This is a genomic window from Mucilaginibacter sp. (genome assembly GCF_028288225.1).
Classification (GTDB): domain Bacteria; phylum Bacteroidota; class Bacteroidia; order Sphingobacteriales; family Sphingobacteriaceae; genus Mucilaginibacter.
The window spans coordinates 19,592-42,765 of record NZ_JAQBOC010000034.1 but is presented as its reverse complement, the minus strand read 5'-3'; the positions used below and the strand labels follow the sequence as shown (position 1 = coordinate 42,765).

General features: G+C 39.8%; 19 protein-coding genes and 1 tRNA gene. 6 read left to right on the top strand and 14 right to left on the bottom strand.

Annotated features, from left to right (window positions below):
- The coding region (locus JWQ54_RS10805) for a TonB-dependent receptor (protein ID WP_299584340.1) at positions 1-1,860 on the top strand (1,860 nt) is incomplete at its 5' end.
- A gap of 95 nt (positions 1,861-1,955) precedes the next feature.
- On the opposite strand, the gene JWQ54_RS10800 is transcribed toward JWQ54_RS10805, so the two are convergent.
- Positions 1,956-2,279, bottom strand: a complete 324-nt coding sequence (locus tag JWQ54_RS10800) for a hypothetical protein (protein ID WP_299584338.1) — start codon at positions 2,277-2,279, stop codon at positions 1,956-1,958.
- Between the two features lie 407 nt (positions 2,280-2,686).
- A complete protein-coding gene (locus JWQ54_RS10795) occupies positions 2,687-3,538 on the bottom strand; it encodes an AraC family transcriptional regulator (protein ID WP_299584335.1) in 852 nt (283 codons plus the stop codon).
- A gap of 127 nt (positions 3,539-3,665) precedes the next feature.
- Between JWQ54_RS10795 and JWQ54_RS10790 the strand changes: the two genes are divergently transcribed.
- The 4 genes from JWQ54_RS10790 to JWQ54_RS10775 all read left to right on the top strand — a co-directional run bounded on the left by JWQ54_RS10790 (position 3,666) and on the right by JWQ54_RS10775 (position 10,399).
- Positions 3,666-4,613, top strand: coding sequence for a phytanoyl-CoA dioxygenase family protein (locus JWQ54_RS10790; RefSeq protein WP_299584332.1), 948 nt, complete (start codon positions 3,666-3,668; stop codon positions 4,611-4,613).
- 422 nt (positions 4,614-5,035) lie between these two features.
- Complete coding sequence (locus JWQ54_RS10785; protein WP_299584329.1) at positions 5,036-6,820, top strand: hypothetical protein; 1,785 nt, start codon at positions 5,036-5,038, stop codon at positions 6,818-6,820.
- Between the two features lie 827 nt (positions 6,821-7,647).
- Complete coding sequence (locus tag JWQ54_RS10780; RefSeq protein WP_299584326.1) at positions 7,648-8,250, top strand: TetR/AcrR family transcriptional regulator; 603 nt, start codon at positions 7,648-7,650, stop codon at positions 8,248-8,250.
- Between the two features lie 4 nt (positions 8,251-8,254).
- Positions 8,255-10,399 carry a beta-N-acetylhexosaminidase gene (locus JWQ54_RS10775; protein ID WP_299584323.1) on the top strand — a complete coding sequence of 715 codons (2,145 nt, stop codon included), beginning with the start codon at positions 8,255-8,257 and terminating at the stop codon, positions 10,397-10,399.
- A 161-nt stretch (positions 10,400-10,560) separates the two neighbouring features.
- Here JWQ54_RS10775 and JWQ54_RS10770 read toward each other — a convergent pair whose 3' ends face one another.
- The 10 genes from JWQ54_RS10770 to JWQ54_RS10730 form a co-directional block, all read right to left on the bottom strand.
- Entirely contained in the window at positions 10,561-11,286 is a 726-nt protein-coding gene (locus tag JWQ54_RS10770; RefSeq protein ID WP_299584320.1) for a DUF1080 domain-containing protein, read from the bottom strand.
- A gap of 43 nt (positions 11,287-11,329) precedes the next feature.
- A complete protein-coding gene (locus JWQ54_RS10765; RefSeq protein ID WP_299584317.1) occupies positions 11,330-11,752 on the bottom strand; it encodes a c-type cytochrome in 423 nt (140 codons plus the stop codon).
- A gap of 210 nt (positions 11,753-11,962) precedes the next feature.
- A complete protein-coding gene (locus tag JWQ54_RS10760; protein WP_299584314.1) occupies positions 11,963-13,564 on the bottom strand; it encodes a DUF6377 domain-containing protein in 1,602 nt (533 codons plus the stop codon).
- Positions 13,565-13,628: 64 nt separating this feature from the next.
- Positions 13,629-14,384 (bottom strand): DeoR/GlpR family DNA-binding transcription regulator, encoded by a 756-nt coding sequence (locus JWQ54_RS10755; protein WP_299584311.1) that lies wholly within the window; start codon positions 14,382-14,384, stop codon positions 13,629-13,631.
- On the bottom strand, positions 14,381-15,556 hold the full coding sequence (locus JWQ54_RS10750; protein WP_299584309.1) for an MFS transporter: 1,176 nt from the start codon (positions 15,554-15,556) through the stop codon (positions 14,381-14,383). The genes JWQ54_RS10755 and JWQ54_RS10750 overlap by 4 nt, the downstream gene beginning before the upstream one ends.
- A gap of 239 nt (positions 15,557-15,795) precedes the next feature.
- Complete coding sequence (locus tag JWQ54_RS10745; RefSeq protein WP_299584345.1) at positions 15,796-15,981, bottom strand: DUF1016 N-terminal domain-containing protein; 186 nt, start codon at positions 15,979-15,981, stop codon at positions 15,796-15,798.
- Between the two features lie 763 nt (positions 15,982-16,744).
- Complete coding sequence (locus JWQ54_RS29165) at positions 16,745-16,960, bottom strand: phage integrase SAM-like domain-containing protein (RefSeq protein WP_367187092.1); 216 nt, start codon at positions 16,958-16,960, stop codon at positions 16,745-16,747.
- Positions 16,944-17,288, bottom strand: a complete 345-nt coding sequence (locus JWQ54_RS10740) for an Arm DNA-binding domain-containing protein (protein WP_299584306.1) — start codon at positions 17,286-17,288, stop codon at positions 16,944-16,946. The genes JWQ54_RS29165 and JWQ54_RS10740 overlap by 17 nt, the downstream gene beginning before the upstream one ends.
- Before the next feature lie 294 nt (positions 17,289-17,582).
- Positions 17,583-17,657, bottom strand: a tRNA-Val gene (locus JWQ54_RS10735).
- 829 nt (positions 17,658-18,486) lie between these two features.
- Positions 18,487-19,488: a histidine phosphatase family protein gene (locus tag JWQ54_RS10730; RefSeq protein WP_299584303.1), complete on the bottom strand. Its 1,002-nt coding sequence runs from the start codon at positions 19,486-19,488 to the stop codon at positions 18,487-18,489.
- Between the two features lie 1,171 nt (positions 19,489-20,659).
- Here JWQ54_RS10730 and JWQ54_RS10725 point away from each other — a divergent pair.
- Positions 20,660-21,772: an ISAs1 family transposase gene (locus tag JWQ54_RS10725; RefSeq protein WP_299584300.1), complete on the top strand. Its 1,113-nt coding sequence runs from the start codon at positions 20,660-20,662 to the stop codon at positions 21,770-21,772.
- Between the two features lie 176 nt (positions 21,773-21,948).
- Here the strand turns inward: JWQ54_RS10725 and JWQ54_RS10720 are convergent, their stop codons facing one another.
- Together JWQ54_RS10720 and JWQ54_RS10715 are read right to left on the bottom strand one after the other, a co-directional pair.
- Entirely contained in the window at positions 21,949-22,269 is a 321-nt protein-coding gene (locus JWQ54_RS10720) for a hypothetical protein (RefSeq protein WP_299584297.1), read from the bottom strand.
- A 428-nt stretch (positions 22,270-22,697) separates the two neighbouring features.
- Complete coding sequence (locus JWQ54_RS10715) at positions 22,698-23,165, bottom strand: thioredoxin family protein (protein WP_299584294.1); 468 nt, start codon at positions 23,163-23,165, stop codon at positions 22,698-22,700.
- Positions 23,166-23,174: the final 9 nt, after the last annotated feature.

Here is a 23,174-nt window from a genome sequence, read left to right as displayed (position 1 = left end):
GCTGTTGGTATAAACGGTTTGGGCCTGGGTGTTAAGGGCACAGTTACTGACAATACAGGTAAAACAATAACGCAATTTGCATCAGTGCATTTAGGTATGGGTTATTTTTACCTGGAGGCTAAAGCCGGCAAAAGCTATAAGGCCAATTTAAGCTTTGCCGATGGGTCGCAAAATACGATTGACCTGCCAAAACCTGGAGAACAGGGAATAGTGTTAACTGTTGATAATGACTCGCTGCAAAAAGCATCTGTGACTATCGCAGCTAATAACACATATTATCAACAAAATAAGGACAGGGCTTATCAGCTGCTGATCTATTCAGGAGGTATCGCTATTACTGTGGATTGCAAGCTTGACAGCCCGGTAATAAAGCTTGACCTGGCAAAACGGCACCTGCGTACCGGCATTAATACGCTTACTTTATTTTCAGCAGCAGGTGAACCTATAGCTGAACGCTTGTTCTTTGTGCAAAACTACGACCAGCTTAACCTTTCAGTTAGCAGTGATGAAACAACTTATGCGACGAGGGGGAAAATAAATATCAGGCTGAATGCAAAGAACCGTGCCGATTCGGCAGTTACCGGGCATTTTTCCATATCGGTAACTGATGAAAGCAAAGTGCCCATTGATGAAAATGCAGAAAGCACCATATTAAGTAACTTGCTATTAACTGATGATTTAAAAGGAAATGTAGAACAGCCCAACTATTATTTTAACGGCATTACTGATGAAAAACTAAAACAGCTCGACCTGGTGATGCTCACAAATGGCTACCGCAGGTTTGAGTGGAAGCAGGTGCTGAACAATAGCTATCCGGCGTTAGCGTATCAGCCTGAAAAAGGATTAGAAATATTGGGAGTTGTGAAGACATTAAGAGGGACGCCAATATCAAAGGGTTTAGTGTCATTAATCGACCCGGTTGGTGGTAATTCAGTTTTACGGGCAGGTACTGATAATAAAGGAAATTTTCGCTTTTCTAATTTGGTGTTTGCAGATTCTTCCAAATTTATTTTACAGGCGGTTAATGCAAAAGAAAGTAACAAAACAGAATTAGCTTATATTCAGAATAAATCTGTTCCCCCTATTCAAATTAATAACCCGCAGCCAATACAAGAAGATACAAATAAGGGGTTAAAAATTTACATGATAAATTCAGCAGAGAACCTTGAAAAGCGTTATGGTAAAGGCTTAATAACCGGAAAGATGCTAAGTGAAGTTGAAATTAAGGCACATAAACTTAAACCGCTTGTACATACCAGCAGATATGGCGTAGCAGATTATGTGATAAAAAAAGAGGATATCTTAATTGGAGGTTTTTTGTCTGATCGGTTAGATGGGAGAATTCCGGGAGTTAAGTTTGTTCCGACAGCAGTTATGGGACAATATATAGCCTATAAACGTGTAACTATGAGTGGCAAACCGATGATGATTATTGTTGATGATCAGGAAATGCCGGCCCGTTTTGATATTAATTCAATAAGTACAGGTTTAATAGATAAAATAGAAGTAGTAAAAACAGTAGGAACAAGTGATACTGAAGGAGCTATTCTTATTACTTTATTGCATGGAACACCACTAAAAGACATTCCTTCATTCGGCGTATTACCAATAACAGCCCGGGGATACTATAAAGCAAGAACATTCTACTCGCCAAAATATGATAACCTTGAAGTTAACATGAAAAGGAAAGACCTGAGATCAACCATCTACTGGAACCCGAAGCTGGTTACTGATACGGATGGCAATGCCGAAATTGATTATTATAATGCCGATACTCCCGGCACCTACCGTATGGTAGTGGAAGGGATTGATGAAAAAGGAAATTTAGGAAGGAAAGTTTACAGATATACAGTAAAGTAAATATGATCTGTTTACTAAGTGATTTTAACAAGTGTTTTATTTATGAAGATGCCGGCATAAAGCCCGGCAATATTTATTAAGAAACCGCACAAAAATTACAACCTGCCCTGGTGAGTTTCGATTTCATTATCGACCACAAATACCTTGAACCCTGTAATAACGCCTATGATAATTAAAAACAAGGTTTCATTTTTTATCGGAAAAATTCTGCCGGTGCTGCCATTGTCTTCCGTATTTGTATTACCGGTGTTTCCGTTGATACTACGACCAAATGAATTATGCAGCCAATCACCAAGGCCGCTTAAAATTCCATTACTGTGTTGAGCGCTTTGTTTTGTGCCGGCTTTTGTTGGAGAATAGGCCAGGAATAAAAAAGCTGCTAACATGCTTATAACCAGTAATTTTGATGTTTTTATCATTTTGGGTAACTATTTAACTTAATTGTTATTAAGGAGTTTTATTGTCATAAAAGGCAAAAATAAAACCCGTTGAAAACATTTTAACGGGCCTTATTAATTAAAAGTTACAATAAGTGGTTTAAAATTAGAATTGAGAGATGAAAATTATATATGTTGAGGTTGTAATTAACTTAGTAACATCTTAAATGCTGTTACATATAGGTATTCAAACATTGTACCGTTAAATGAAAACGGGATTAGAAATATGCCTTTTAAGCATGGTTTGCTTCTCTTTAACAAAAAGATAATAGTATTAAGGCGAATTTTATCCAGGTTAATTTGGAAAAAATTCCTGCAAATGAGATTTTAATTCCCCGGATCTGCTTTCATAAATGTATCCTGCATCAATAAGTAACGTAATCAACCCTTTAGACTTTGCTTTCCCAACTCCGCCTGAAACCTGATGGGTTTTGTCCAACAATCTCTTTAAAAAGCTTATTAAAATAGGATATGCTTTCAAAACCAATGGCGTAGCAGGTTTCACTTACATTGTGGTTTTGCATCAGCAGGTTTTTTGCCCGCTCAATGCGGTATTGGTTTACAAATTCAGTAAAGGTCATATTGGTTTGCCTTTTAAAGTACCTGCAAAATGCAGGGGTTGTCAAATTTATCTTCCCGGCCACCACATTAACATCGGGCTTGTTATGGTATTGGGCATCAATATATTCATAAATAGCCCCCATTCTTATCTTATCCTTTAAAATAAAGTTTTTGCTGGTAAGGTCGTCATTTAAAATAGTCCGCTCGTTTGAGCTTGCCAGCATTTGAAAAATATTGATCAGCTGCAATAATTGATCAAGGGAATTTAAGCTGCCCAGCTGTTTTAACTTTTGTGCAACCAGCTGTTTGGTTTCACCATCGAAGGCAATTCCATACTCAGCGCTCTTAAATAAATTATTGATGACAGAAAATTCTGGAACAAGGCCCACCGCAGTGCCTAAAAAATCAGTTCTTAGCTGGATCACAATCTGGTGATATTCACTCCTTAAACGGTAATCAAAATTGAGATGAGGGAGGTTGCCCCCGATAAATACAAGGTCGCTGTGAGTATAGGTTGATATATGCGTGCCAACATGACGGATCCCGGCATCAGCTTCCACATAAACCAGTTCAAACTCGGGATGATAATGCCATAAAAAAGTATTCCTCAGGCGGGGAGAAAACAGTTTAAATGACTTACCCGGCTCAAACTCTACCTTTTCCAATTGGATCTCATTCATGCTCCATTGTTCTGATGATAATATCTAATTTAAGCAAAATGTTAATACAGAGCAAATTTTTGTTAATGTATAGAATAAGCGAACGCTAATAGCGCGGTAGCTTTGAATCATCAAACCAATTGTAATTATGCAAGTAGAAACAATGAATGCTCACAAGGAAATACCAGGTAATCCTTCAACAGCAAAATCAAGCCAGATAAAATTAAATGACCGCAGTAATGGCGAACCTCTTCGTTTGCTTAGCGAAGACGACTGGAACTTTTGGATAAATAATGGTTATGTGATCATTAAAAATGCGGTACCAAAAGAACAGGTTAAAAAAATGGCAGACTATTTATGGGAGTACGAAGATAAAAACCCTGATGATATAGAAAGCTGGTATAAAAAGCCCAATGCCCAAATGCAGATGAAGGAGCTTAACAATACCGGCATGGTTGAAATTTATAACCACCAATATATGTGGGATAACAGGCAATATCCAAAAGTGCACGCAGCATTCGCCGATGTTTGGGGAACCGAAAAGCTTTGGGTAACAATTGACAGGGCGAATTTAAATTTCCCGCTGCGCCCGGGTTTTGATTATAAAGGGTTTATACATTGGGATTATGACCCTGAAACCAGGCCCCAAAATGTGCAGGGTGTTTTGGCGCTCGCCGATCAGACAGATGAAAATATGGGCGGTTTTCAATGCATCCCCGAATTATACAGAACTTATGATACCTGGAAGCTGACACAACCGGAAGACCGCGATCATTATAAACCCGACCCAGCAGGCTTCGAAATAGTAAAAGTTAAGCTGGAAGCTGGTGATCTTTTAATATTTAACAGCCTGCAGCCACATGGCATCCGGCCAAATACAAGCAGCAACAAAGTGCGTATAGCCCAATATATTGCTATGATGCCGGCCCAGGAAGAAAATGAGGAGCTAAGGCAATGGCGAATTAACAGCTGGCAAAACCGCGATGCCATGGAAGGCTACGCCTTTCCCGGCGACCCGCTGAAACGTGAAAAACTGAACCCTGTTGCTGAACTTTCAGCGTTAGGAAAGAAGCTGCTGGGATTGGAGAAGTGGTAACAATCAGGGCTGATGATTGAAAGCCAATGCAATCATTGAAGCTTTCTTAAGCTTATCTGCAATGTAATTAAGTTGCCGTATTTTCCTTCCCTCCTTACGTGCAGTGCAGCGAAGGGAGGGAGGTCGGGCGAAGCAATGACCGGGTGGGTAAATCTGCGCGCGGCATTAACGCCAATGCATTAACGCAATTCATGGTAGGTTAAGCCCGGCATTGAATGTAAAAAGCTATAAGGCCCGAATCTTATAGCTTTTTTATTGAGTTATAGTTAATAATTTATTCTAAATGTTTAATAATATTCTGGTTTTAAATTATCAATAATTGTTGTTATATTTATCTATAAATTAACATATTGCTTAATAGGCATTGCGTTAATAACCTGAACACTTTTATCAATATTTAAACCTTTCAATCACAATTAATTATGAAACATTCGATCAAAACCGTTGCCGGTATTATTTCCTGCTGCGCACTTTGGGGCTGTAGTAACACCCCTGTTGTTGACAAAATTACGCTCCCCCAGGATGTTTTGGCTTCCTGTACAGTTACACCAGCTACATTTAACTCCTGGTTTGCCAGTGGCAAGGCCGAGCCCAATGGGTTAGTACTACCTGCTAATAGTGTCGCTTTTCAGCATCAAAACAATTGCGAGTTTTACCAATGGTCTGAAAATATGTTTTTATGGCTTACTTCGCCTAACGCCAAACAATATGGGAGTGAAAATACAGTATTTGAGTCGCCATTGTTTTATGATGTTTTACCGGCAGATTCAACGGGTAAGCGCAAATTACAGCCCCATGCCGCTAATACTCCTTTAAGAATGGCAAGCCATGTTACCAAAAATGGCCCAAACAGGCTGCCCGTTATTATTGATACCAAAGGAAGGATGTTAGAAGTTGAAACAGCAGAATCTGCCCCGAAAACCAAAGCCCTTGTAAAAAGCGGGGCCGGAACTACGGTTGAGGTAGATCATGTAAGCCTTGATAATAAAGGTGCTTTTGTGTTTATGGATAAAGCAGGGAAAGTTATCCAGCACCCGCAAGCAATTATCCGCCATAAGATCAACCCAAAAAACATAGTGGAAAAATTTACGGTAGGCGACAGGTCGGTATTTCTTGATGCTGCAGGTAACCAGGTGCAAACAGAGGCCGGCCAGGCAACAGGCGATGTTTTAATGGCACAAAATGGATCATTGGTGTACTATTTAACCATGGTGAACGATGTGTATGCGTGGTTTGTTACCGGCGCAATAAACGGTAAATTAACTGCTAACGAATTTCCAACAACGCAGGGTGCATTAGATAGCATTATTACCTATGCTAAAGCTAACAATGTTACCCTGCCAGACTCAAATGCCCTGGCTATGGAGCTTAAAACATCGTGGGTTGAAGCCAGCACGCTACCCAATCCTGGTGATTATGTAACTGTTACTGCTATTATCCCAACTTATAATACATCAAACCCAAAACAATGGATCCCCAATGGCGAAAAAACTGTAAAAATGGCATTGGTAGGCATGCATATTGTTGGCAGCGTTGCTGGGCACCCGGAAATGGTCTGGTCTACCTTTGAGCATCAAAGCAATACCCCTAATGCCGAATACAGGTACCTTGATTCAAATAAAAAGGTAAAAACAGTACCACAGGACACAGGTACCGGCTGGCTGTTCAGTAAAGATGCCTCGGATAAATCTTTCAATGTTTCGCACATGACAAATGTCGACAAGCAATTTAATTCTACCGATACTATTACTGCTGATTCAGGCTTTACCATTACCCCGAGCAATACGCTTACCGTTATGCCGTGGGGCAGTGCCAAAGATTCTGTTACTAACCAGGAGGATAAAAGCTCGGCCGCATCAAACAGCGAGATCATTTCCATCAATAACACCATCCGGAAATTGTTGGGAGATAAAGATGTGCGCAGCAACTATCTTTTAATTGGCTCAACCTGGACAAGCGGCGGTGCAGCACCTACAGGCGGCGTTTACGGCGTGGACGGTACAGCCCCGGGGGTATCAATAGGAACAAGCGTACTGGCCAACAGTACTATGGAAACCTATTTCCAGCAACCCAAATTCTCCTGTTTTACCTGCCATTCATCATCAGTTCCGGCCCTGAACCCGGATAGTATAAGTCACATATATGGAAAAATACTGCCATTAATTACACTTCATGATGAGCTGGAGAAGAAGAAAAAAGGGAAATAGATTGTTAGTTTAGATTTAAGTTTTAATAAGGAGCACCTGCAGATGATGTGGGTGTTTTTTGTTTGCAGGAGGTTAAACGAAATTGTTGAGAGCTTCAAAGGTTGGCCGAACGAACAAACTATCATGGTTTTTCTAAAATCCCCGTTCATTGGGTATTACAAATTTAACGATATGATTATCGGGACATCAATGATATCCACTATTGGAAAGCTGAGTATTTTGACAAATCATGTGCTTGCCTGCAAACTTGACCTAACTAAACCACCTGGTAGAGCCTAACAAAAACCCCTCTGGTTCAAGCATCTTTCGCTTGACCGCGAATGATTTTGACTGTCCATACTCAACAAAAAGCTCTCAGAAATTACTCTGAAGGCTTCTACAAAAACTCCTTGAACATTTTCAAGTGGTCCCCACTGTACATATATCGAACCATTTCCTTTCGGATTTGCGTTTAATAGCGGATTTAGATTTATAAATGATTTGGTTCAATTTCTTATCTATAAATAGGTTGCAGATGGAGATTATTGTATGGAATGTTATTGTTGCCTGTCTTTAAAACTTGTAGTCTTTCCTTTTGAACGTATATGCCAGGAAGAGCCCCTAAAGTAGATGGGGTTAAATTATATAAACTCGAATTATTAGTATAAAAGATAATAAAGTGGAGAGTATCGTAAGATCGATCGTTGCCAAAGGCATACCTAATTTGCAATGTGCGTGTAACTGCGCATGAATTAAAAATAAATTGATAAAAATCATCGGAAAATAACTTGCAAATGATATTTTCCATTACCTTTATGGAAAATTAAACAATATAAATATTTTCCACTTTGAAAGAAGAGATCACAAAGGTAGCGCTGGAACGTTTTATGCAATACGACATCCGCAGCATGACCATTAAAAAGCTGGTTGAGCCACTGGGAATATCAACCAAAACCGTTTACAAGTACTTCAAAAGTAAGGAAGAGTTGTTGGAGGAATGCCTGCGGCTAATGTACAGGCAGTTTTCTGACGACCTGGAGCTCCTTCTTAAAAGCAATGAAAACCCGGCTGTTACCCTGCTCACATTATTTCGAAGTTCACTTGCCAAAGATTTTGGCATAAACCATGGTTTTTTTTACGATCTCAATCATTACTATCCGGAGCTGCAAAATGTGGCATTGGCCCGCGAGCAAAATAATTTTGCGAAAAAAATATTGCCCATAGTAGAAAACGGCGTAGTTGAAGGCTATTTTAAGAATGACACAAATCCGGCGATCGCATTAACCGGGATTGGCGTCTTATACGCTTCCATCACACGTTCCGGCAGTTATGACCAGTTTGGGGTAAGCGCCAATGTGCTATTCAAAAACCTTGTAGAGGTCTATATCCGCGGTATGTGCACTGAAAAGGGAATAAAGGAAATTGAAATTAACCCACAACATAATAAATAAATATATGAAGAAGATCGCCTTTTTAACCATCCTGCTTTTTTGTGAGTTTGTCTTGCATGCACAACAGGTAACCAGTTTGAAGCTATTGCCAATGCCAAAACAATTAATATTAAATACTGGGAGTTATCGTATTACAGGTAAATTCACCGTATCGGTACAAGCTAATGTGGCAGATACTGTTTTTTATAAAGCTATAAACCGAACCTATCAAGCATTGAACCGCAAAACAGGATTAGTATTTGGCCAGCATTACATAACGGCTGCAGATAGATCGGATTCCGCATCATTGGTTATTGCGGTAAAGACAATGGCCAGCCCTGTTATCGCGGCAGATGAAAGTTATTCATTAACGGTGGACGAAAAGAAGGTTAAGCTGGAGGCGCCAAATACCATTGGTGCGTTACGTGGATTGCAAACGCTTTTGCAGCTTTGGGATAAAGATGATAAAGGATATTATTTCCCGTGTATCACTATTGAGGACTCACCCCGCTTCAAATGGCGCGGGTTAATGATCGATGCTGCCAGGCACTTTATTTCATTTGAAGAAATGAAAAAAAATCTTGATGCTATGGCTGCCGTAAAAATGAACGTGCTGCACTGGCATTTAAGTGATGACGAGGGATTTAGAGTGGAATCAAAAGTTTTTCCGAAATTGCAAGTGAATGGATCGAACGGTGACTATTATACTCAAGCTCAATTAAAGGAACTGGTTGGTTATGCAAAGGATAGGGGTATTATCGTTGTGCCCGAGTTTGATATGCCTGGGCACTCGCAAAGTTGGTTTGCGGGATATCCTGAACTGGCCAGCCAGCCAGGACCCTACCGTCCCGGCTCACGAGGGCAATGGCAAAAAGAGCATCCCAGACCTAACACCCCCAAAACCACTTCGATAGCAGACGTAATTGCTAACTTGGAGGCGCCAACTTTTGACCCGACCAATGAAAAGGTCTATGCTTTCTTGGATAAATTTATAGGGGAAATGGCAGCCATCTTCCCGGCTGGATATATGCACATCGGGGCTGATGAAAACAATGGTTTAACCTGGAGGCAAAACCCTGCTATCGTGGCTTACATGAAACAGCATAATATGCAAAGCACGGATGACCTTCAGCGGTATTATGTACAAAGAATATATCATCTTTTGAAGAAACACCATCGGCTGCTTATAGGCTGGGAAGAGATATATAATGATAAATTACCTGCAGATGCCATTGTGCATAAATGGATTCCATCGGATAACGGAATGATCAAGTCAGCAGGCAAAGCCAGTGATTTGGCCACGCATAATCCTGTATTGATATCTGAAGGTTTTTACCTGGACGTGTTTATGCCTGCTTATGTTTATTATAATAACCCGGCATTTGCGGAGACCGATAATCCTAATATTTTAGGCGGAGAAGGAGCGCAATGGACAGAATTTGCCGATAACAATAATATTGACGGTCGTATTTGGCCCCGTGCGGGAGCTATTGCCGAACGATTATGGTCACCTGCCCTGGTAAATAATGTAGATGATCTGTACCGCAGGTTGTTTATACTAAGCGGTCAGCTCGATGAACAGGGGTTGTCGAACATAAGTAATTATGAACGGGCACTGCGAAGGCTTACCAATGGTGAGTCCATAGAACACCTGCAAATTTTAACTGATGTATTGACTCCAGTAAAAGGCTACCGCAAAATGGTGGCAGTGATGTTTAAACCTACACAGACCGCTTTCCAAACCTCGCCGTTAACCAATGTGTCAGATATTGTATTTGTCGATTCGGAAACTAAGCGTAAATTCAGGCATTTAGTGGAGATATATTTATCAACGAAAGATAAAAATGCGGAAGCGCAAATAAAAAGCACCCTGATTTTATGGCAGCAAAACGACGTGCAGTTGCAACTTGTTTTTGCCGACAATAAGCGGTTACTGGAAGTACAGGATCATTCAAAAAATCTTGCTGCCGCCGCTGCTATAGGGCTTGACGCTTTAGGCAAAATAGACAAGGGTAATGCTAACGATACCGATTGGGTAAAACAACAATCGGATACGCTGGATATATTTGGCAAAGCACATAACGAAACGGAAATAGCTGTAATTCCAGAAATTATTGCACTGGTTACAGGTCACCTGGCTCCTGAACCCGCAAGTTATTCCGTATTCTAAAAGTTCAGGTTTTGCATGGGCGAATTTATGTGGTTATTGAGCCTTTATATGACATGGAATGGTCCAATTGAAATAAAGAAGGCCGCCAAATTTGGCAGCCTTTGTGACCCTGGGCGCTCTGGCCCAGGAATTTTCTTCTGTTCATCGTATGGGTTAATTATCTATAGCGCTTTAATTTTTATGTTTCTGAAAGCCACTCCAGTCGACCAATCCTGTAATGCAATGCGGCCGTTGATATGTTTGCCAAATTCAGGAAACTTGCTGAAATGGGAACTGGCAACCTTATTGGTCCAGGCTTTGGAGGAGAAATCTTCTTCCGCAGTTAATATCCCATTCAAATAAAATTTCACTTTCCCGTTTTCCTGTTTGATCTCAGAATGGTTCCAGGTATCGGACGGCCGGATTTTCACTGGATTTTTTTGTGGTGCAAGGCTATAAAGGCATCCGGATCGTGATTGTGGTTTTGCGAAATCAGGATTAGCATTATCCAGTAGTTGATATTCAGGCCCGGATGCCCATGCGGCGGGGATATCTTTTCGTTCCAAAACATTGACAAACACGCCGCTATTCCCGCCCTTAGGAAGTTTCCAATCGAACTTAAGGTCGAAGTTTTTGAATTCCTGATCTGTGACAAGATCGCCAGCGCCCGATTTGTCCAGCGGGTCGCAAACAAGCGCTCCGTCTTTCCCTTTCCATACCGTAAATTGTGCGGTACCGTTATATAAGTGCCAGCCTGCTGTAGAACGTCCGTCAAATAAAAGCTGCCAGCCGTTGGCCCGCTCCGTCTTCGAAAGTCTGTTGTTTTGATCGCCCTTGAAGGCAAAGCAAGTTATAGCCAGCCCAATGATTGCTGCAGCTGCTATTGATGTGGTAATTTTATTTTTCATGATCTATAGGTTTAATTGAAATTTGATACCAGGTGCGTTTCTCTTATTTATATTTAAGGATAAATTTTACAATAACGCTCGCATCGGTTATGGAAAGTGAAGGATGGGGGCTCATCGAGGCATCCCCCCAATGGCCTGATCCACCCTTTATTATTTTAGCCGCGAGTAAATCAATATCATAATGTCCATATCGCTTAGCTATCTCCGAAAACGCAGGGCCGATTAGTTTTTCCCTTTCTTTATGACAATTTCGACAATCGTTTTTCACAATTAACGCTGCGCCTTCATCCGTAGAAGTCATAATTGAAATCGTGTTTGAATTTTCCCTTGCGGAATCAGGTGTTTTAGTTCCTGCGGCACTATCTGCCAATACGCTGTCGGTAGAACTTTTTTGGTTTTTTGAATTACCACCGCAACCAGCTACCAGAAAAGACACGCACAGGATAATTGTTAATCGTTTTGTCATTTATAAATTAAAAGTTTGTTAAATGATCCTCAGGGGACCGGTTAGTTTTTTGATTTATTATCGGCTATGTAAAGGTAAACCGATTATAGATTGCGTCATGCTAACGCAATAAAAAAGTAGTAGATGAAATCGGATAACCAATTTATTATCAAGCGATTATTCTAGTAAACGGGTCTAAAAAAGTAGTGACGGGAGGAATGTTAAACCCTATTATGCTTCAATCAGGCCTATTTTCATTACGCTTTGTTCAAAACTGTCGCGCGATACCGCTGCTTTATTTCTGGCACTCGTACGGTGGTTATAAATCGTACTTAATGAATATCGAAGAAACGCCGCAATTTGGGCGCTATCTGTGATTCCAAGCCGGATCAATGCATAGATCCTGAGTTCGGTATTTAAGAGTTCTCCGGGCTTAACTGACATCCTCTCCTCTGGAATTAAGAGCGAATTGAACTCGCTGATAAAATTCGGATAGAGACTTAAAAAGATTCTATCGAATATTTTGTACAATTCATCTATCTCTTCGTTGACCATAGCGGTCGACCGTAAAATTTTTATTAATTCGTCGAGATGTTTTTCAGAAGCTTTCTTATTCAGCACTTTCCTAAAATTCTCAAGTTTATTTATATAGGCGGAGCACAGGTCAAAAAATTGAGCGATATATACTTCTTTGATTTTGTTGGCTTCCAGCAAAGCTGAATTCGCTTCATTAAGCCGCAAATTTGTAGAATTCAAAGTTCGGTTAAGTTCACTTAGCTGCACGGTTGTGGAGTTCAGTGCTTTTTTTATTCGTGACTCTCGTTTCATTTGCTTGTAAACATATACTGCGACCCCCGCTAGAAAAATGGAAAGTGCGCTAATTAAAATAAGATATAAACGAAGCTGCTCCTTTTGCTTTGCTTCCTTCTTTAAGTAAGCGGCATTAATAATTGCATAAAATTCGGATATATGTAGTGTGCGGAATTTTGAATCGCTGAACAGCGCATCTTCAATTGCTGACTGCGTACAGCGGTAAGCATTATCAATGTCTCCGGTAGCATTTAGCAATAAAGCCAATTCTTGCATAGAAGCGTTATCTTTAATAGCGAATTTGACATCAAGTGCGGCGGACTCAGCATAATATCTAATCGCCTTTGTGCTTTCATTTTGCTTTGCATAACTCAAGCCCAACAGGTAAGTAAACATTGCATAATCGGGCGTCATCTTATTTTTTGTCTTTAAAGCCAGGAGCAATAATTTTTCCGTTTCACGTGTGTGCCCGGCATAAATATTACGTACTGTTAATTTCTCTTGATAAGCAGGCGAATTATGATCCAAAATTTTCAATAAGGAGTCCTGATATTCACGGATGCGGTTTTGATATTCGCCGTTTTCATTGTTGGCAAGGTAATGTTCGTAAAACTCCGCCTTCGCCGCGTAATAATCCTCCAACTGATCTTTTGAAATCTTACGGGGATTGATTGACTGCAGAAGCTCATTTGCTTCGAGAAATTTATTTAGCGGGAAATAGACATTCGCAAGATCCAGTTGTGCTGTTACAATAAGATTTGAACTATTCATTGCCTTTGCAATTGCCAAATTTTTCAAGGCATAAGATGCTGCCGAATCAATTTGAAATTTCTGGTACTCATGGTATAGAACGCTGTTTATCCGGTATTGCTCCAACGGTGGACCCAACGCTGCTTTCGTTCTTTTTATTGACGCGATTCGCTCTTCTTTTTGCCGGGTAAATATTGCTTTGCCGGCGATAGCCCGGTTTAGGTCTGAAAGCGGTGCATCATTCTCCTGCGCTTTCTGATCAGCAGTAAGCAAAGAAATTAAAAAAATCAACAAATATTTAATCTTCACAGTCCTGCCTGGCCCCCTTGCCCAGGTTCTATAAAATTTCTATATCAAAATGCCTGAACGCATCAAGGCGTTTATCGTCGCTTTGCAGATCTGTTATAAGCGTATCCACGTCATCTAAACCGCAAACCTTAAAAAAGTCAGTGGTTTCAAGTTTTTCGAAATTGCTCAGCACGACGGTTTTCCGGGATGATTTCATCAGGGCTTTTTTAACCTCGCCATCTTCAAGTACAGCTGCAGTAATGCCAACCTCACTGTGCACTGCACAGACCCCCATCATGTAAATGTCAGCCTGGTACATACCTGCTTCAGCACAGGTTTGCTGACTAACATTAGTTTGAGTTATGCGGTTATAATGTCCCCCCAAAACGATGATTTCAATTCCCTTATAAGTATTTAAAATTGGGATCAATGCCACGTTGTTAGTAATTACCCGAAATGCAGCGTCCTTTGGAAGTGTCGAAGTCAATACTTGAATTGTTGTTCCACCGTCCATAAATACCGTTCGGACATTTTTTAACAACTGTACAGCTTTTAATGCAATGGCATTCTTACCTTCCGTAAAAATCCCTTCCCTGTCATGGAAAGACAACGGGTTCTTTGCCGGGCTGATCGCGCCCCCTCTTACTTTAACCAAAAGCCCGCTTTTATTAAGCAGTTCGATGTCGCGGCGTACCGTATCTTCGGATACGCTCAGGCCTTTCGCCAACGCTTCGAATGTGACTTGATTTGTAGCCCTCAATTCTTTTAAAATGATTTCAAAACGTTCCTCTTTAAGCATATTCATTGTACATTACGGATAGATTTAACCTGGTAGGCAACTCCTATTGATAGCAGCAGTAACCCCGTAACGAATAATGCTGCTGGCAACGAAAAGTGATGGGCTATAAATCCCAAAATAGCTGGTCCGGCAAGCTGTCCGGCATAGCCCATGGTTCCGATTACTGAAACAGCCTTTGAGCTGGTCACGTTTTTTATACGGCCGGCTGCGGTAAAGAAAACGGGTACGATGTTCGCTGCGCCAACTCCAATAAGAACAAAACCTATAAGCACGGCAAAAAGCCAGGAAGAGAACACCACAAGCATAAACCCGGCGAACGCGATAATACTTCCATAAATAACAACATGTTTGCCCTCAGTTTTAGAAACAATTCTGTCACCGAAAAGCCGCATCGTAGCCATTGCAATGGAGAAGGAAGCATAACCTACGCCTGCCATAGCTTTATCGACACCTTTGTTGTCTCTGAGAAAAACTGCGCTCCAATCTAAAACAGCCCCCTCAGATAAAAATGCTACAAAACACATGACACCAAGAAAAAGTACTGCGCCATTGAGCAGGCTGAATTTTTTATTTCCTTCGGTCTCAGTTAAGTTGGTGAATCTTGCGGATATTTCATGTTCGGTATTTTGGTCCATTAAGGAACTAAATTGTGTTAGGGTGATCGCAAGTAAACTAATTGAAATAACGCCTGCTGTTATCGGGGGGGCGAGGCCGGCCTTGATAAGAACACCTACAACAATTGGCCCGCACAGCCCTCCTACGCTAAATAGGCCATGTAATGACGACATAATATGTTCGTCGGCCATATTTTGTACATGCACGCCGTGAGTGTTCATTGCAATGTCGATTGACCCTACGCCCGAACCAAATATAAACAGCATTCCCGCTATCTCAAACCAATTGTTTAACCAAAGCACGATAGGGAAGCTAACAGCTATCACTATAGATGAAACGGTGATCACTATCCGTGTTCCTATTTTGTGAATAAGCCAACCGGTAAGGGGCATTGTTATTATGGCGCCCGCGCCTAAAAATAATAGAAGCAAACCTAAGCTGCCATCATTTATTCTCAGCTTGTCCTTGACAAAAGGAACCATTGGCGCCCAGCTGGAAATGGCTAAACCACAGACCAAAAAGATAATTTTCGTGGCATTTTTTGCGCGTTTTAAATTGTTCATTAGCCGGTATCGAAATTATTTGCAATATACCGCAAATTTGCATTAATTCGCAATTACTTAAGTTGATGTCAAAAAAACATTTCGTGAAATATGGCTCAAATGGATACAGGCTTACTAATTGGACATTCCGGAAGGTTTGACCAAGCCATTCCCAGCGCTTTGGAGTACCGGGTTGTGTAGGCAATTAGGGAAACCGAAATTAATAATCAACAAATTAAAATGGTCAAAGTGTTACGGAATCAACTGTTTGCTATTCCGGAACCCAGGTGGTCAATGGCCCAGGAATGTCCACCCTGCTGTTCTTCTTCGACTATTCGTTTGCCTATGTGCCAGTAGGCTTCGACCATCGCCGAATTTACAGCCGTGTATGCTTTTGCCTGGCATTTTGCAAAATCTGCAGGACATTCGTAAAAAAAGGATTTAATTTACTTGATTGTTCTCCATTTACTTACTTCAATAAAGCCAAGCGTATACAAGCTGTTAGTACTAGTGTTATGTTAATTGTGTAATGACGGGTATAGCTTTTTCAACTTTATTCATGCCTCCTTATTGGTGATTCTGTTGGTAATTGCTAGTGTAAACGCACAAACAAATTCTTTAATAAATTTCTAAAATTTCTAAATATATTAAAATGAAGGATTAGTCGAGTAGTTTCAACTAAATACGCAGTATTTGATCAATACGGTGACTAAACACAAACGTTTTGAAAAAGCTGCATTTTATTTTCATTTAATTGGTAATATTATTACCTTTATTAAGGTGAAGGATTAATCGAGTAGTTTCGACAAAATGCGTACTACTTGATCAATACGTAAGTAAACACAAACGTTATGAAAAAGGCGTATTTTATTTACATTTTATTGGTTGTAGCATTACCAATTAATTCATGCAAAAAGCATAATGATGGTATAAATATAAGCGCAACGGCTAGCACTAAAACAGATAAGAATAACGCTACCACTGAATGTAAAAATGTGGAGGTATTGGAGCATCCTCCAGTAACAATACTATCAAGTAACAAACAACGGGCGCAAAAGGACGCCGAGGCGACTATAAGGGCCAGTTATCCGTGTCCTTCTTGTTCAGGCTGTCCCAAAGGAGAGTCTTGTAAAAGCAAGAGTGTTACCTGGGACCTAAAATGTACTGCTGTTACAGGAGGCTGGAAGTTCACATTTCGTAACATAGTCGTTAAATGTGAGTGTCAGTGAGATGATTTGTGGCATAGCGATTTCTCAGGAATACCTCAAAGTTCTTGATGAACCTGAAATCAAGCTGATTAAGGTAGATGTCAGTTGATTTGTATTGCTGTTCCAGGAATTTGACAAGGTAACGCTGCGTGACGAAATAATGCTTTAAGGTTTCGGAGTTTAATTCCTCTTTAGCCGTTTCATAATGATAGCTGATCAGGCAGGAAAGAGTATAAACCGCCCAGGTAAAGACTCTTGATCGCTTTTGCAGTGATCATTTTACCCTTTAGCTGGAGATCCCTATAATGATTTCCCAAGGTTAAGCGCACATCGTTGAGGTAAGCGTTGAGTTCTTTTGATTTATTTTTCGTGCCTTTCGCAGCGCCTTTACCTAAATCCCAGCTATTAACCTCTACATTTTGCTTTAATGCGATGAAGCATTTTTCGCCGTTAACCGTTACAGAGGCGTAAAGCGGCGCTTTTCCGTCTTTTTTTTTGTCACTTTTAATGGTGAAATAAATGCGGAATGACTGTGATGTTTTCATAAAATAACATTTTTTAAGTGATTATTAATTAATTACATCCTGTTTTTAGTGCTTTTCAGGTGTTCAAAAGGCGTTCGGAACCCAGCTGTTTTTAGTTAGTTTTAACAGCCTTAATCAGTTAAATATCAATTCATTACATCACTTTTGAACACCTAAGTTAAAAACTAAAAACAGGTAGTCAGTTAGGTGTTCAGAACTTTGGCTTTCTTTGGCTTTGTTAAGGGGATAATTATGCAAAAAACCCTCTAAATAAGCTATTTAGAGGGTTTTTACACCTTTTCAGAGGTAGGTTTGTGGGAGTTACTGGGTTCGAACCAGTGACCCTCTGCTTGTAAGGCAGATGCTCTGAACCAGCTGAGCTAAACTCCCTTTATTATTGTGATTCCTGTTAACTTTGAGAACTCTTATATTCCCTCCGTTTTGGGATTGCAAATATAGAATGTATAGGCTATTCTTCAAAAAAAAAATTAAAATAATGTGCAATAGCTTGATTTATAGCTGATTTAATTGAAATCAGGGTGTTTAAATAGCCTGATTTCGCTAGTAGTTTAGTCTCAGATCATTATTATAATGCTTATCAATCCTTGGAATTTTAAATTGACGTGAGTACATTGATAATCCGATGTTGGTACAATTGATAGTACAATGTTAGTACATAAGGTGACCATAAACCCCAAATTATGGTTTACTTCAAAATGCTTCTTAATGAAAAATGCTTCTTAATGACAAGAGACTAAAATCAGACAACATCTATCCTATAGTGGTTAGCGTAACTTTTAACAGGAACAACACAACTTTTACAACGGGAATCAGAGTCAGCAGCAATCTATGAGATGAAAACTCTCAGAAAATAAAACATGGGCATCCTAATGCACAAACCCTGAATAAAACCATTTAGCGAATTGAAGTCAATATTCTCCGTGTCCCGGCCCCGCCACAGTAAACCAGCAACTTTGCATCCATGCATTTTTGCAAATTCCCGGGCGTTAAATTTGTTACTTAGCTTCCTTTGCCAATTTTCCACATCCTGCCATACCGGCAACGGATCTTGAGCGGATAAGATGGTGTTTCGGACAACTTCAGCATTGGGGTCTTGCCAGAACCCGGCATGCCTGAATTTAATACGTTTAGAATAATCACTACCCAAACTTATTTTACTGATTAAAGCACTTAGAAGAAGCATATTATAGTAGTTAAGTCAATTCAGATGAAGCTTTAGATCTCTCCAGTATTTGAACATTGCCCATGAAACGGCACCCTGATAGGTAATTTGTTTATCTGGTGAGATCTTGATCAGATAAGCACCTGTCCAGTTAAAAGGCGAAACATCAGGGAATGTGGGATACCCGGTCATTTTCCTGAGTTCGTTTATCGGGTGATGCGCGATGATCAGGGTCATTTTGTTATCAATCGGCTGTTCTTTAATAATAGCCAGCATGCCCTGGAACAAGCCATATGGATACACCGTGTAACTCGGGTGATTGATCCTTCCATCTATTACGGGTGCTGGACCGGCATTGATCAGGTTTCCCGTTTCAATGGCTCTGTTAAACTCACTTGTTATAACTCTTTTAATGGGATAATTAAGATCTTTAAAAACCTGTCCCAAAATTGTTGCGCGTTGTACACCCTGATCATTTAACTGTCTTGCTAATGATGGGTCCTTTGATTTCCACCAATTAGGGGGTCCTGGGTAGTTATGGTTTACCGAAAAATCAACACCATTACTTGCGTCGGCATGTCTGAGGACTATTGCATACGTTTCATTTTTAACAGGCAAACTTTGCAGTGTTTTCCATCCCTGCTGGTAGGCCGCAGGTGCATCCGTGGCCAAAGCTCCCTGATAGTGGGTAAACGGCGGATCCTGGTCAATGTCTGTAGCGCCTAATGCATAGATAGTTGTTTTAGGAATAGCTTTGTTTTTCCAGGTTATTTCAATTGGAACGATCTCAGCAGAAGTCAGTCTTTTGATCAGGCCGGTACTATTAATTTGAATGTGCGTATCGCTGGAATAAAATGTGGCGGGATCCGTAGTGAGTATCTGGTAGTTGTTGCTGTTAACAAACAAAAGTTTATCAATGTACTCCGGGGATTTAATTAAAGGAGTGGGCGTTACAGGAGTGGGAATATCAGTTGTTTTATCCCGACTGCAACCCAATAAAAAAAGTGCTCCAAGTGATAATATTGCGAGAATTTTCATAATTAAATGAATTTTGAAATATATTGTTGACAGGATTAAACAGATAAGCATCCTCTAACACTGACAGCGGGTTGCCTCGCTAGAAAAGCTTTGTGCTTTTTCAGAATGATAATGTCCCTCCTGCCGCTGATCTACATGCAAAACTTTTCAATCCCCAATCAAAAAACTGTAAGATGCATGTTGTTACGTAACGATTTAGAAAGCTTTCCGAAAAGACGAAAAACACTAGTGGCCAAAATTGCACAGGATGGATTGATCCTAACGAATACCCAAGTGTCTACATTAGACCGAAAAAAGCAGAACAGGAAAGCCGGGGCGAGAGTGAAACCAATCCTGAGCTATTTAGAGCCCGGGACAATTTTTGTTGAAATTCCAAATGCTCAATTATTCGCACCCAGATAATGGTACGTCTTTAATTAACTTCCATCTATACTTCCCCTTTTCAGCCGGTAAGCACTTAACTACCCCAAAAAAAAGCTGTATCCCATTTTTTTTGTCTTTACATTCACATAAGAAACAGGGAACTGAATGGGGTAAGCCGTCAATATAGTCTGGGATATAACAAAGATTACCATCTATCGACGGAGGCGGTATTTGCAGTTCCTGGATATTTTTATCCTGTTTATCTTGGGTAGGGCTGACTGTCGCCTCCTTTTTACAGGTAAGTAATCCAAAACTTATGCAGATCAGAAATATGAGTGATGACTTTTTCATGACTTATAATTTGATTAGTGAATTTCAGTAACTAATAAAGTATCATTGGCTTTATAACCAACCTAGTGCGCTTTTCAACTTATTAGACAACTTGATTTAGGAAGCTATAAATGAACTCTTTATTCTTATTTGAACCTGCGTTTCCCTGCAAAACAACTAAGCGGGATTCATCTTTTAAAAATAACATTTTCTAATAGAGAAAAAAATAGCTACCTATAGTTATTTTTATACAAAAAAAGTTAAATATTAGTTGCGTGTTAGTGCTTTTGACGAAAAAATGAGGAAAACTTAAGTCGAAAAGGCGTGCTCAGCACTACATTTTATACCCTAAAATTGGAAGACCTAATCAGGGCAAACGCATTAAAATAATTCACCGATTGTTGATTAATTAAATATCTGATTATCAGATATTTATATTATTTGTGATTATATTTTTGTATATTTATCTGACAATCAGATGGATACAAAAAATAAGACAAGTACTATTTTCGCGTATTTTAGCGAAATGCAAGACTTCCGCGTCGACAGAAAAAAGCGACATCTACTAACAGACATCATTACAATAACTATAGCTGCTGCATTATGTGGTATCGAAAGTTACAATGACATCGAAGATTTCGGGGTGGTTAGGGAAGACTGGTTAAAAACCTTTTTGGAACTTCCGAACGGGATCCCTTCGCATGACACCATTAACCGGGTATTTGCTAACATGGACCCTGTTAAATTTGAAGCATGTTTTAGGAACTGGGTAAACGATATTCTTGATGGTCATGTCGGCCAACTGATCAGTATTGATGGAAAAACCATACGGGGCGCTAAAAGCCATGGGATAAAGTCATCGATACATATGGTAAGTGCTTGGGCAAGTGATAGTAATATGGTTTTCGGACAAGTAAAAGTAACCGAGAAATCCAATGAGATCACCGCTATTCCTGAGTTGTTAAAAAGCTTGCTTATAAAAGATTGTCTCATCAGTATAGATGCAATGGGCTGCCAGGAAGATATTGCTACGTGCATTATAACGGGGGAAGGAGATTATCTTTTGGCCGTAAAGAACAACCAGTCATCATTATACCAGAATATAGAAGATTCATTCCGGTTTTTAAAGACCGCTGGATATGATCAAACCATTGATATTGACCATGGGCGGATAGAAACCAGAAAATGTACTATAATAACGGACTTGGCACATATTGAAGCGCCTGAAAGGTGGACAAACTTAAAGGTTTTAGTAAAGATGGAAAGCGAAAGGTGTTTTAAAGCCACCGGAAAAACTGAAAGGTCGATCCGCTACTATATTGGAAGCAAACCCGCTGACGCTGCTTTCTATCAGAAAAATATCCGGGGACATTGGGCCATAGAAAATAAACTACATTGGACGCTTGACGTTGTCTTTCACGAAGATGCGGACAGAAAAAGGAACAAACATGCAGCCCAAAACTTTTCCCTGATCAATAAGGTCGCTTTGAATATCCTTAAAAATGATCAAACAAGGAATATCAGCATTCGAAGAAAAAAGAACATCGCTTCCTGGGATTTTAAATATTTACTTATGCTATTAAAATTTTAATGCGTCTGCCTTGGCTGCTGGTAGAATGTATAGGCTATTCTTCAAAAAAAAATTTACTTTTTTGTTAATTTGTTTTTTTGCTGTGGTAAGTGTATTATAAACAGCTACTTATAGTATAGACAGCAACAGGTTAATCTGGGTCTTGTTAATGTTTTTAAGCGTTAAACTGGCAATTCTTATAAAATTACATGGGCAATATGCTGACCCGGACGCGGATCATCGGGCAGAATTTCCATTTGGGGGAAGTCGATATACTCGGCGTACCATTGAATGGCGCTTACAACATCCAGGGCGTCTTCGGCAACAATATTTATAGTTTCAAAGGCATATAGCTTACTTTGCGCATAGCCGTAAAGCTGGATCTCATTGTTATCAGGACAAAAAGACTCTTCACTGAGACAAAACACCCTGATTTTTAAGCGCGTATCCCGCGAATGAATAACATCTCTGCACGGATTATTTGGGTCGGTTGCTAACAAATATATATTGTAATCCATACAAGTGTAACAACATTAATGTGTTATAGTTTCCAATTAATGGTTTAAGATTGCAGGATGTTAATAAATTATAATGTCGCTTGGAATTTTAGCGCGGCTATTTTATTGTGCAAAATTATTCCGATGGGGTGTGTAAATAATTCCTCAATTTATTTTCTTTACAGGAAAAGAAAGGTTGATTTATAGCCATTTAAAGCAAGTTTGTTTATTGGCATTGCTTTTGAGTTAATATATATACCCTTCCAAAAGGGTTGTTTTTCATAGGTAGATGTAGGGCCGGAACACTGCGAGAGTTTTTCGGCCTTTTTTTATCTGATTAATAATTGAACGAACCACTTAAAATACTGCAGCATCACATTAATTGTTCTTTAATAACAAATGCTATATAAACTGATCTTAAAGCCGGGAATTGAAAGAGCGCACTTTTTTTATTTTTTCAGAGCCTCCTTGCCAAATCTTATTAGCTCGTCGGCCTTAATAAAGCCTACTGTTCCCAACACAGGCTTGCCTTTTGAGTCGAATATAATGAGGGTAGGATAGGCGCGCAATTGCCATTGACGGGCAAGTTCAGGTCCGCGACCTTTTTCCATATCAATCGCAACATTTATAAAATTGCTGTTGTAAAAAGCTGCAGCCTTATCATCGGTAAAGGTTTGCATCTTAAGCATTTTACAGGGGCCGCACCAGATTGCATAAGCATCAACAAAAATGTATTTTTTTTGCAAAGCGGCCTGTTTCAAAGCTTCATCCCATGAGTTTTCAATAAAAACAATATGCGTAGGACTATTACTTATAGTTGAACTGTGATAGTATTTTATACCGGTTAAAGTTAAACCTGCAATCAGTAAAACTTGTACTAAATATTTGTAAAGGGATGTTGTAAAAAAATCTTTCATATTTATAAC

What these genes read in the sequence shown, in the direction of transcription:
- JWQ54_RS10800 (WP_299584338.1), bottom strand. Translation starts at nt 2,279, where the DNA reads ATGATAAAAACATCAAAATTACTGGTTATAAGCATGTTAGCAGCTTTT.
- JWQ54_RS10795 (WP_299584335.1), bottom strand. Translation starts at nt 3,538, where the DNA reads ATGAATGAGATCCAATTGGAAAAGGTAGAGTTTGAGCCGGGTAAGTCA.
- JWQ54_RS10790 (WP_299584332.1), top strand. Translation starts at nt 3,666, where the DNA reads ATGCAAGTAGAAACAATGAATGCTCACAAGGAAATACCAGGTAATCCT.
- JWQ54_RS10785 (WP_299584329.1), top strand. Translation starts at nt 5,036, where the DNA reads ATGAAACATTCGATCAAAACCGTTGCCGGTATTATTTCCTGCTGCGCA.
- JWQ54_RS10775 (WP_299584323.1), top strand. Translation starts at nt 8,255, where the DNA reads ATGAAGAAGATCGCCTTTTTAACCATCCTGCTTTTTTGTGAGTTTGTC.
- JWQ54_RS10770 (WP_299584320.1), bottom strand. Translation starts at nt 11,286, where the DNA reads ATGAAAAATAAAATTACCACATCAATAGCAGCTGCAGCAATCATTGGG.
- JWQ54_RS10765 (WP_299584317.1), bottom strand. Translation starts at nt 11,752, where the DNA reads ATGACAAAACGATTAACAATTATCCTGTGCGTGTCTTTTCTGGTAGCT.
- JWQ54_RS10755 (WP_299584311.1), bottom strand. Translation starts at nt 14,384, where the DNA reads ATGAATATGCTTAAAGAGGAACGTTTTGAAATCATTTTAAAAGAATTG.
- JWQ54_RS10750 (WP_299584309.1), bottom strand. Translation starts at nt 15,556, where the DNA reads ATGAACAATTTAAAACGCGCAAAAAATGCCACGAAAATTATCTTTTTG.
- JWQ54_RS10740 (WP_299584306.1), bottom strand. Translation starts at nt 17,288, where the DNA reads ATGAAAACATCACAGTCATTCCGCATTTATTTCACCATTAAAAGTGAC.
- JWQ54_RS10730 (WP_299584303.1), bottom strand. Translation starts at nt 19,488, where the DNA reads ATGAAAATTCTCGCAATATTATCACTTGGAGCACTTTTTTTATTGGGT.
- JWQ54_RS10725 (WP_299584300.1), top strand. Translation starts at nt 20,660, where the DNA reads ATGGATACAAAAAATAAGACAAGTACTATTTTCGCGTATTTTAGCGAA.
- JWQ54_RS10720 (WP_299584297.1), bottom strand. Translation starts at nt 22,269, where the DNA reads ATGGATTACAATATATATTTGTTAGCAACCGACCCAAATAATCCGTGC.
- JWQ54_RS10715 (WP_299584294.1), bottom strand. Translation starts at nt 23,165, where the DNA reads ATGAAAGATTTTTTTACAACATCCCTTTACAAATATTTAGTACAAGTT.